Annotated in this window: 5 protein-coding genes and 1 pseudogene; 2 read left to right on the top strand and 4 right to left on the bottom strand. The window is 65.1% G+C overall.

The window, feature by feature from the left end; all coding sequences use genetic code 11:
* Positions 1–149: 149 nt before the first annotated feature.
* The 3 genes from istB to ACFV3E_RS46080 form a co-directional block, all read right to left on the bottom strand.
* Positions 150–920 (bottom strand): IS21-like element helper ATPase IstB, encoded by a 771-nt coding sequence (gene istB / locus ACFV3E_RS46090; protein WP_500542465.1) that lies wholly within the window; start codon positions 918–920, stop codon positions 150–152.
* Positions 917–1,120, bottom strand: coding sequence for a hypothetical protein (locus ACFV3E_RS46085; protein ID WP_500542463.1), 204 nt, complete (start codon positions 1,118–1,120; stop codon positions 917–919). Before ACFV3E_RS46085 ends, istB begins: the two co-directional genes overlap by 4 nt.
* Before the next feature lie 335 nt (positions 1,121–1,455).
* Positions 1,456–4,107, bottom strand: coding sequence for a helix-turn-helix transcriptional regulator (locus tag ACFV3E_RS46080; RefSeq protein WP_500542467.1), 2,652 nt, complete (start codon positions 4,105–4,107; stop codon positions 1,456–1,458).
* A gap of 473 nt (positions 4,108–4,580) precedes the next feature.
* Here ACFV3E_RS46080 and ACFV3E_RS46075 point away from each other — a divergent pair, with 473 nt between their 5' ends.
* Together ACFV3E_RS46075 and ACFV3E_RS46070 are read left to right on the top strand one after the other, a co-directional pair.
* Positions 4,581–5,345, top strand: coding sequence for a response regulator transcription factor (locus ACFV3E_RS46075; RefSeq protein ID WP_500542461.1), 765 nt, complete (start codon positions 4,581–4,583; stop codon positions 5,343–5,345).
* Entirely contained in the window at positions 5,338–6,447 is a 1,110-nt protein-coding gene (locus ACFV3E_RS46070; RefSeq protein ID WP_500542459.1) for a sensor histidine kinase, read from the top strand. The genes ACFV3E_RS46075 and ACFV3E_RS46070 overlap by 8 nt, the downstream gene beginning before the upstream one ends.
* A 14-nt stretch (positions 6,448–6,461) precedes the next feature.
* On the opposite strand, the pseudogene ACFV3E_RS46065 reads toward ACFV3E_RS46070, so the two are convergent.
* Positions 6,462–8,228: pseudogene (locus ACFV3E_RS46065) on the bottom strand (ISAzo13 family transposase).
* Positions 8,229–8,269 lie beyond the last annotated feature (41 nt).

Here is an 8,269-nt window from a genome sequence, read left to right as displayed (position 1 = left end):
TCGCCACCGCGTCATGCTCATGGCCCACCTCAGACGCCGCTACCCGTGACGGAGCATCACCGGCGCACGGTGGCACACCCCCGCTTCACGAAAATCTTGCCAGGGCCACTTGAGTGCACCGTCGTGTACGCAGGTTTGTGCACCACTGCTCAGGCCACGTCGGTGTCCCGCTGGATGGCCTGAAGGCGGTTCTTGAGCCGGTAGCTGTTGCCGTTGATCGGGACGACCTCGCAGTGGTGCAGAAAGCGGTCGAGGATCGCGGTGGCCAGGACCTCGTCGCCGAAGACTTGGCCCCACTCACCGAAGGTCTTGTTCGAGGTCAGGATGATCGAGCCCTTCTCATAACGCTTGGAGATCACCTGGAAGACCAAGTTGGCCTCGGCTCGTTCCAGCGGCTGGTATCCCACCTCGTCGACCACGAGGACGCTGGGGCGGAGGTAGCTGGTGAGTTTACTGATCACTCGGCCCTGGTCCTCGGCTGCTTTGAGGTGGCGGACCATGTCGTCGAGGCTGGTGAAGTAGATCGAGTAGCCGGCCCGGCAGGCCGCGACGGCCAGGGCGACGGCGATGTGCGTCTTGCCGACTCCGGGCGGTCCGAGCAGAGCGACGTTGGCCTTGTCCTCGACGAAGGAGAGGGTGGCCAGGTCCTTGACCTTGCGGGGGTCGAGTTCGGGCTGGAAAGAGAAGTCATAGTCCTCCAGCGTCTTGTGGTGCGGCAGCTTCGACAGCCGTAGGCCGTTGCGGAAGCGGCGGTCGTCGCGGACAGCGAGTTCCTCGGACAGCACCAGGTCGATCAGATCGAGGTAGCCCATCTTGGCCTCGTCCGCCCGCTGAACGTAGTGGTTCAGTGCCTCGGCCAAGTGCGGCAGGCCGAGCTTGGCAGCGGTGGTGCGGATGCGGGTGCTGGTCAGCTCACTCAACGGGCGTCCTTGGTCGCGGAGTTTGAGGTGAAGGGGCGGGTGCCGGTCAGCTCGTCATAAACCGACAGCGGACGGCGGCCGACCGCCCGCCGATGCACGGCCAGCAACGTCTGACCCCCCGCGTCGGGAGCGGTGGAATGGGGAATCGAGAACTCCTCGCACCACATCAGGGACGTCACCCACGCCGAGGACGCATCCACCGTTCACACCGGGACCGCACCCCGCGCCATGGCGACCCTCCGCAACCTCGCCATCGGCGTGCTGAAAACCCTCGGAGCCGACAACATCGCCAAGACCACCCGAGCAATTCGCAACGAACCCGAGCGAGTACTCCACATCCCAGGCATCACTAACGATCAGACACCTATGGAACCTGATCAAGCCCTGCGCCGGACAGGCCGTGGGCGATCAGGGACCGCAGAATGGGCTCGGCCGGCACCCGTAGAAGATGTAAAGGTTCACCGTCTGGCTGTTTTGGTCCGTCGCCCCACTGTCCGCCATTCACCAAACTCTCCACGTGAAACATCGGCTTGTATTAATGAGTAACGAAGTGATGACTGCCCAGCATTTTAGTGAGTTCACGGCGGGACGTAATACCCAATTTACTGTAAATCTTTTGAAGGTGATTATCCACAGTACGTACCGACAAATGAAGAATATCGGCGATATCTTTGCTAGGGTTGCCATTTGCGGCAAGAAGGGCAATCTCTCGTTCACGTGCAGTCAGAACGCTAGGGGCCCAAGCAGCGGCGAGCAAGGGAGTACGGACACCAGGACAGTGCACCATGTAGGCCTGAGTCCTATTTGTGGCAGCAGTTGCACGGCGGGTTTGCCCCGCCTGTCGCCAGGCCGACGCAGCGGTGGTCGTCGCCTCAGCCGCCAACAGGAAGGCGCCGACATTGGCCAACTCGTCGGCTGCATCTTCAAGTTGCTCAGGCTCGTTGGCCGCCAGGGCAGCAACTAGGTGCAGACGAGCAGGAGCAAAAATACCGTCGCAGGATTCAGCAAGGTCAGTCATGCGGTCGACAACCTCTTTGGCGCCACCAAGGCGGGCGATATCGGTCAACAACATCATCTCGGAGGTAACGTGCCCGGTGTCGCGAGCCTTGGTAGCGGCGGCAGATAGGACGACTCTGGCTTCCGTCAACTGGCCACGGGATGCGTACAGCCACGCCTGTCCGAGATCCTTCTCACCCGTGTGGTACCCCATGGGTGGGTAAGCTTGTGTTTCGGCTAGGGCCTTCTCGGCGGCTTCCACGTCGCCTAGTACCGCAGCCGCAGCGGCCAGCCCCGCCCAGGCATGGAATAGCGACCGCTGACAACGATGGACACGTGCCTGTGCAACCGTATCTGCATACGAACGACGGGCGGCCGCCGCATCACCAGCCAACCATTCCACGCGTGCTCGGAAAAACGCTGCCAACGTCCAGGTCAGAACAGCATCGACGTCGACAAACACGCGTTCCGCCATTTTTCGGGCCTCTGCTAGTTTCCCCGCGTCCGCCAATGCAACAATAGCAGGCGTCAACTGCGTTGCCGGATGCGGTACCGCCTCCTGCTCCTTTATCTTTAGATGGGATGCATAGGAGTGTTCTGCCCAGGCAATCGCCTCGGCAGTGCGCCCAGCGAACGCTAGCCCTGATGTCCTACAGCTTGCCGCAACCGACCAAATACCAGGATTTGGCGCGTCGTAGGCGTTAATCTCCAAATTCTCCAATAGGGCAAGGCTTTGAGTTGGCTGGCCCGATACCATTCGCATCGACGCCTCGTTTAGGATCAACAGATGGCGAGCCGTTGCGTCGGTAACTTCCTTAAGAGCCAAATCGTTAACCCGCAAGGCCTCGTCGGTATTCGCACCCATCCAAAATAGATTCCAAGTACGGCTCAGGGTAGCAGTTACTCGTTGATCTTGCCTAGATGCTCGGGCTTCAGCTTCTGCCAAAAGCGCGTCCGCCGACTGCCACTGCCGTCCTAGTTGTGTCAGCGCCTCGCCGTGCATAACGCAGCTGATAAATGTACGACTACTGTCTGGCAGCGCCTCTAGAAAGGCGACAACCTGCTTATAGTCGTGTGCATGACGGGATAGCGTTGCAGCCTGAATGAGAAGTGCAGGCTCGGCGGTTCCAGTGGCGGCCAATTGCCATGCCACAAGGTATAGGAGATCTTCCCGGCGTCGAGCACCGCGGGCTTGGGTTCGGTCGATCTGAGCGAGCAATAGGTGACGGCGACGCAATGTAGGTATTTTCGACCGTAGCACCTCACCATACAGTGGGTGCGTTAGGGACAAGGTCGTGCGCTGCCCATTAACGGCGACTTGCAGCAAACCTGCATCTTCTAGGTCGGCCAACAATTCCGGGCCACAGGTAGCTTGAGCATCCGCAAGAGGAACCGGCTCACACAGCGCGAGAAGTTCCAGCACGGAACGAGTTTCTGAGTCAGCGGAGGCTAGCCGGCCACTTATTAGCTCGTACAGTTTGGGTGTGGTCAGTGATGCTTCCTTGGTCAGTTCCCAAATTTCCCCATCATTGACCAGGGTTTTGGCGGTCAGTGCCCCTAGCACCAGTTCCCGCAAATACAATGCATTACCGCCTGAGGTCGTATATAGCCGTTCCAACGTACGGCGACCCATCGAGGCTTTCAACGCCGCGTGCAATACCTCCTCTACCTGGGTTTCGGTAAAATCCGCCAGCTCAATCCGCTGCACTGTATGTCCGCTGGTTAGAACAGCCACAGCGTCGCTAAATGATTCTCCAGACCGCACCGTGCCGATCAGTCGTATCGCGCCGGCATCCAACAAATTTCGCAACAATACCGCTGATGTTGCATCCAACAGGTGGAGATCATCAACCAATATTGCCCAGCGCCGATTGCGTTGTGGTCCTGCCAGTGCACGAGCCACCGCCGCGAAACCCTTTACCGGGTCCGAAAAGTCTACCTCTGCCGGAATCAAATGTGCGATTGCCGCCAAAGGAACCGCCCCGGCCGCCGCTGAAGCGGTCACTCGAGCAGCCTGGAATTCACTGCTAGTGACCTGGGAAAGGCACTCCTCGGCGAATCGGGACTTGCCTACCCCCGCTGGCCCATAGATCACCACTCCCTGGCAGTCTCGTTTTGCCCATGCCGCTGCGAAAGTCTTCAACTCATACTCTCGTGCCACCAGCGGCCATCGTGAGGTTTGCTCCTGCATGTTCAAAACAGTCTCCTGGCGAGTCAGTTCTGACGCCTGTCTACCGAGGCCGCCACACGCACAGCACTGCGATCCTGCACTGTCCGCCTTCGCGGATAAGCCTCCGCAGACATCTATCGTCAAGAAAGCGTGGTTTCACCGTCTCGGGGGCGAGCAATCGGGATGGCAGGCGACGCCAAAACTGCGTCGCGACTCATACGCAACGGTGGCGCCGAGGCGGGCGGCGATCGCGGTAGAGCCGGTGTCGACGACGGCCTGTCATCCGGCCGGGGATGCGCTCCAGCACCCACAGTAGCGCCGCGGCGTCGTCGAGGCAGGGAAGGATCACGTCGACCTGTGGAGGGGAGGTGTCAGTCACCTTTCTGAGGCTACGAATCGACGCCGAACATTTCATGCACCGACTCCTTACGAAACACGGACGTCCGCCCGACGGGAGCCGCCCCCGCCCGTGCCCACAGTGCGAGACTCGTTATGTGACCGGCAAGACTGCTCCCGCGCCTGCTCGGCGTCCCGCTCGGGTTCTCGTTGTCGATGACGACCCGACTGTGTCCGAGGTCGTGGCGGGCTATCTGACCCGCGCCGGCTTCACCGTGGACCGGGCCGCCGACGGCCCCGCCGCACTTGCCGGCGCGGCCGCCGTTTGCCCCGACCTGGTGGTCCTCGACCTGATGCTGCCCGGTATCGACGGACTGGAGGTGTGCCGCCGCATCCGCGCCGAGCACGGCCAGGTGCCGGTGGTGATGCTGACCGCGCGCGGCGACGAGGACGACCGCATCCTGGGGCTGGAGATCGGCGCGGACGACTACGTCACCAAACCGTTCAGCCCCCGCGAACTCGTGCTGCGGGTCGAGTCGGTACTCCGCCGCGCGGGAGTCCAGCGTGCCGCGACGCATGCCGGGGGCGGCGCCCTGTTGTGCTCCGGGGCCATCGCGCTGGACCAGGCCGCCCGCAGGGTCACCCGTGACGGCGCGGAGCTCACACTGACCATCCGCGAGTTCGACCTGCTGGCGTTCTTCCTGCGGCACCCGGGACGGGTGGTGGGCCGCGAGGAGCTCATGCGCCGCGTGTGGGGCTGGGAGTTCGGCGACCTGTCCACGGTCACGGTGCATGTGCGCCGCCTGCGGGAGAAGATCGAGGACGATCCGGCCCGCCCCCGGCTGATCAGCACCGTGTGGGGCGTCGGCTACCGCTTCGACCCGCCCGGGGACGCGTCGTCGACGGAAGCATCCGATGCGTGATCTCCTGCTCATCGTCGCCTACGCCAGCCTCGGCGCGGTCCTCGCCGGGGTCGCCGGCGCGGTGGCGCTGCGCCTGCTGCGACACCGTTCGGTCGCCCTGTCCCTGGCGGTCGTGGCCGTCGTCACCGTGGGCGCGATGCTCGCGGGGACGCTGTCGGTGGCCTGGGCGATGTTCCTGTCCTCGCACGACCTCGGCGTGGTCACCACGGTGTGCGCCATCGCGGCGGCCGTGTCGCTGGCGGTGGCGCTGCTGCTGGGTCGGCGTGTCGTGGCGGGCAGCCGGGCGCTCGCCGAGGCCGCCCGTGCCTTTGGCGAGGGCGGCGGCTTCGCGGCGCCACCCTCCGCGCCGACCGCCGAACTCGCCGCGCTCGGCCGTGAACTGGCCGCCACCAGCGCCAGACTCGCCGCCTCGCGGGAACGCGAGCGTGCCCTGGAGGCCTCGCGGCGCGAACTGGTCGCCTGGATCTCTCACGACCTGCGCACCCCGCTCGCGGGACTGCGTGCCATGACCGAGGCGCTCGAGGACGGGGTGGCAGAGGACCCCGCCCGCTACCACCGCCGCATCCGCGCGGAGGTCGAGCGGCTGAGCGGCATGGTCGGCGACCTCTTCGAGCTCTCCCGGATCCAGGCGGGGGCGCTGCCCCTGGAGCCGACCCGCATGTCGGTGTACGACCTCGTCGACGACGCCCTCGCCGGTGCCGACGCACTCGCCCGCGAGCGCGGTGTGCGCCTGGTCGGCGACGGGGTCGAGCCCGTGCCGGTCGAGGTGGACGGGCGCGAGATGACCCGGGTCCTGGCCAATCTGCTGGTGAACGCCATTCACCGCACCCCGGCCGACGGCACGGTCGCGGTCGCCGCCCACCGCACCGAGGGCTCCGTCGTGCTGTCGGTCACCGACGGCTGCGGCGGCGTCCCCGCCGAGGACCTGCCGCGGGTCTTCGACACCGGCTGGCGCGGCACCGACGCCCGCACGCCGCCTGCGGGGGCGGGCCTGGGGCTCGCCATCGTGCGCGGCATCGTCGAGGCCCACGACGGCAGCGCGGCGGTGCGCAACGTCCCCGGCGGCTGCTGCTTCGAGGTCGTCCTCCCAGCGGCGGAATAAGGGCTCGCAGAGAATCAACATGCGGGTTTGATGTTCCTTGCGGGCTGACTGCCGTACTTGTCGAGGTGGGCGGCTACGTCCGTCGGGGTGCGGAATCTCGCAGTCGAGGGCGTGATGGTGTGGTCGTGCCCGGCCAGCAGAGGCCGTACTTCCTGGACACCCCGTGTGAGAGTGCTTCTGGTGACACCGAAGGGCTGGGTGAGCAGGTCATGGGTGCCGATCTTGCGTAGGCAGAGCACGGTGGCCAGGATCCGGTCCGCGTCACAGAGCTTGTCTTTGGCGCCGGCGCCTCGCGCGCGGAGCCGCTCACTGCCCCGGCGCTCGTGGCGGGTTCGCTCGCGCTGTTGCGCCAGCGTCGGGATCAGCGCGCCGAGCAGGGCATCCAGTTGCGAGATGGTCATGCCGGTCAGTTCCGGGTTGCGGAGCAAGGAGGCGCCGCGGCCGTCCAGGGCCCCGGCCTGCCGGGCGGCCATCGAGCCGTCGGTTTCCGGTCCCGTCCCATGGTCAGGGGCCTGACGGGGCTCGGCAGGGTGGAGGGTGTAGTTCCAGTCGCCGCGGAAGCGGTGCCGGCTCATCGCCAGCGCGTCGATCTCAGCGTCAGTGACCTTCATCCGGTGTCATAGGTGCGGGTGTCGAGTTCGGCCTGGGCTTTCAGCCCAGTGCGGGTGGTCGCAGCGATGCTGTTTACGATGACTTCGTGACTGGTCAGCGGCCTGCCGCGCCAGTTCATGGAGATGTGGGAGAATGGCCGGTGCTCCACCTTGTTCCACTTCGAAGTCCCAGGCGGCAGGTGACAGACGGTGATGTCCAGGCCCGTCTCCGCAGCCAGGGCGGCGAGTTCGGACTTCCAGGCGCGGGTGCGGTAGCCGTTGGAGCCGCCCGCGTTGGCGGTGATCAGCAGCCGGGTGGCCTGTGGGTAGTCGTGCCGACCGACCGCCTGCCACCAGCGGCGGATGGAGGCGACCACGAACGCGGCGGTGTCGTGATCGGTGCCGACGCTGACCCAGCCGGTGTTCGCGGCGACATCGTAGATCCCGTACGGGATGGCCTTGCCCGGCCCGTGCCGGTCCAGGAAGTCGTGTGTCTTGACCTGGACTGGTTCCCCCTTCGGCATCCACTCACGGCTGGCGTTCTTGTACTGGCCGACCAGCTCTTTCTTCTTGGTGTCCACGCTGATCACCGGGTTCCCGGCGTCCCGGTGATCGCGGGCTTGCTCGTTGATGTAGCGGAACTGGGCGTCGCGGTGCGGGTGCTGTGTGCCCTCGATCGTCTTGGCGCCTGCCTGCAGGCTGAAGCCCTCCTCGCGCAGCAGGTCGCCGACGGTGTCCGCCGAGACGCGGTGGCCTTGCCGGGTGAGTTCGTCGGCGAGATTCGTGGTCGACTTGATCGTCCAGCGCAGCGGCGACTCGGGTCCCCGCGCATGTCCGGCTCGACCAGCGCCAACAGTGCAGGTCGCAGCCCCGGATCCACCTCGGCGGCCCTATTGCGCCAGCCGCCGGGGCGGCGGACTCGGCCCAGCGGCTCCGCCTCCGTTTCCAGCTCGCCGACGCCCTTGCGGACGGTGGTCTCGCTGACGTCGGCCGCCTGCGCGACGGCCCGGATCCCGCCGGTCCCAGGATCCGGGCCTCGGCCCCCATCAGCAGACGGCGCTGGCGCTCGTCCAGGTGCGGGAACAACACCGCAAATTTCACGGCGAGTTGATCACGACTCTCCTGCGATATACGGGCGGTTGCAAGTTCGGGGTCGTGCGGCTGGTCGGGTTGTGACTGGTTGGGGTGCATAACAGGGCAGGCACGGGCTTCGTGATCATTGTGGTGTCTAA

This window comes from Streptomyces sp. NPDC059718 (genome assembly GCF_042733315.1).
Taxonomy (GTDB): domain Bacteria; phylum Actinomycetota; class Actinomycetes; order Streptomycetales; family Streptomycetaceae; genus Actinacidiphila.
Note: the sequence above shows the minus strand (reverse complement) of the source record. Positions and strands in the feature narration are given on the sequence as shown.

Bases quoted from the DNA above. Each gene is read 5' to 3' on its own strand.
- ACFV3E_RS46080 (WP_500542467.1), bottom strand. From the start codon at position 4,107: ATGCAGGAGCAAACCTCACGATGGCCGCTGGTGGCACGAGAGTATGAG.
- ACFV3E_RS46070 (WP_500542459.1), top strand. From the start codon at position 5,338: ATGCGTGATCTCCTGCTCATCGTCGCCTACGCCAGCCTCGGCGCGGTC.